The organism is Streptomyces sp. BE303 (genome assembly GCF_036290945.1).
Lineage (GTDB): Bacteria > Actinomycetota > Actinomycetes > Streptomycetales > Streptomycetaceae > Kitasatospora.
In genome coordinates, this window is the sequence record NZ_JAQYWZ010000873.1 from 1 (window position 1) to 1848 (window position 1848).

Genomic DNA, 1848 nt, shown 5'->3' on the forward strand with positions numbered 1-1848 from the left:
GAGGCGTTGTCGGCCGGGTTGGCGGAGCGTCTGGTGCGTGGGTGCGGTCGGGTGACGAACGTGTACGGGCCGACGGAGGTGACGGTGTGGGCGACGGCGGCGGAGCTGGCGGCCGACCACCGGGGCATCCCCGCCATCGGCACACCGCTCGACAACACCCGGGCCCACGTGCTGGACGCGCGGCTGCGTCCGGTGCCGCCGGGTGTGCCGGGTGAGCTGTATCTCGCGGGGGTGCAGCTGGCGCGGGGGTACCTGAACCGGGCGGCGCTGACCGCCGAGCGGTTCACCGCCGACCCGTACGGTCCGCCGGGCAGTCGGATGTACCGCACGGGCGACCTCGCCCGGCGGGCGGCCGACGGGCGGTTGCAGTTCCTGGGCCGGGTGGACGACCAGGTGAAGCTGCGCGGCTTCCGGATCGAACTCGGCGAGGTGGAGGCGGCGTTGGCCGCCCTGCCGGGCGTCGGCCGGGCCGTCGCGCTGGTCCGCGAGGACGTGCCGGGCCGACGGCAGCTGGTGGGCTACGTCACCGGGACGGCCGATCCCGAGGAGCTGCGCCGGAGTGCGGCGGCGGTGCTGCCCGAGTACATGGTCCCTTCGGTGGTCGTGGTGCTGGAGGTGCTGCCGCTGACGGCCAACGGCAAGACCGACCGCCGGGCACTGCCCGCCCCCGCGCAGCCGGCCGTCGTCGGGCGGCCCCCGGCCACCCCCGCCGAGCACGCCGTCTGCGCGGCCTTCGCCGAGGTGCTCGGCCTGGCCGGGGCGGGTGTCGAGGACGGCTTCTTCGCCCTGGGAGGGCACTCGCTGCTCGCCGCCCGCGCCGCCGCCAGGATCCGGGCCGCGCTCGGCGTCCCGGTGGACGTCCGTGACGTCTTCGAGGCGCCCACCCCGGCCGCGCTCGCCGCCCGCCTGGCGGGCCGGACCGCCGTCGAGCGCCCCGCGCTGACGGCCGGACCGCGCCCCGGGCGCCTGCCGCTCTCCGCCGGGCAGCGTCGGCTCTGGTTCCTGGACCAGCTGGAAGGGCCCGGGACGGCGTACCACCTGCCGCTGGCCCTGCGGATCGACGGTGCGGACGGCCGCGGCCCGGACACCGCCGCGCTCGCGGCGGCCGTCGCCGACCTGACGGCCCGGCACGAGAGCCTGCGCACCGTCTTCGAGGTCCTGGACGGGGAGCCGTACCAGCGGGTGCTGACCCCGGCCGAGGCGGCCGAGGCCGCGCCGCTGACCGTCCGCGACGTCCCGGGCGACCTCGTCGAGGCCGCCCGGGCGGAGGCGGCCCGGCCCTTCGACCTGGCCGTCGAACCGCCCCTGCGGGCCACCCTGCTGTGCGCCCCCGACGGTGCCCGCGTCCTGGTGCTGCTGCTGCACCACATCGCGGCCGACGAGGCCTCGTTCGCCCCGCTGATGGCGGACCTCCAGGCCGGCTACGCCGCGCGGCTGGCGGGCCGGGCCCCGGAGTTCGCCGAACTTCCGTTCCAGTACGCGGACTTCGCGCTCTGGCAGGCGAGTCTGGACCAGGCGGCGCCGTTGGCCCACTGGCGGCGGGCGCTGGCGGGGCTGCCGGAGGAGATCCCGCTGCCCGCCGACCGCCCCCGGCCGGCCGCTCCGAGCGGGCGGGGCGACACCGTCGGGTTCGCCGTCCCCGCGGACGTCGCCGAGCGCCTGCGCGCGCTCGCCGCCGACCACGGAGCCACGCCCTTCATGGTCGTCCACGCGGCGGTGGCGGCGTTGCTGCACCGGCTCGGCGGTGGTGACGACGTCCCGTTGGGCACGCCGGTCGCCGGGCGCGGCGGGGAGGCCGCGCTGGACGGGCTGGTGGGCTTCTTCGTCAACACGGTGGTGCTCCGCGCC

Annotated in this window: 1 protein-coding gene; it reads left to right on the plus strand. The window is 77.9% G+C overall.

Annotated elements, in window-relative coordinates; all coding sequences use genetic code 11:
• Positions 1 to 1848: condensation domain-containing protein (locus PUR56_RS31275; protein ID WP_443034596.1), on the plus strand; the 1848-nt coding region annotated here is incomplete at both ends.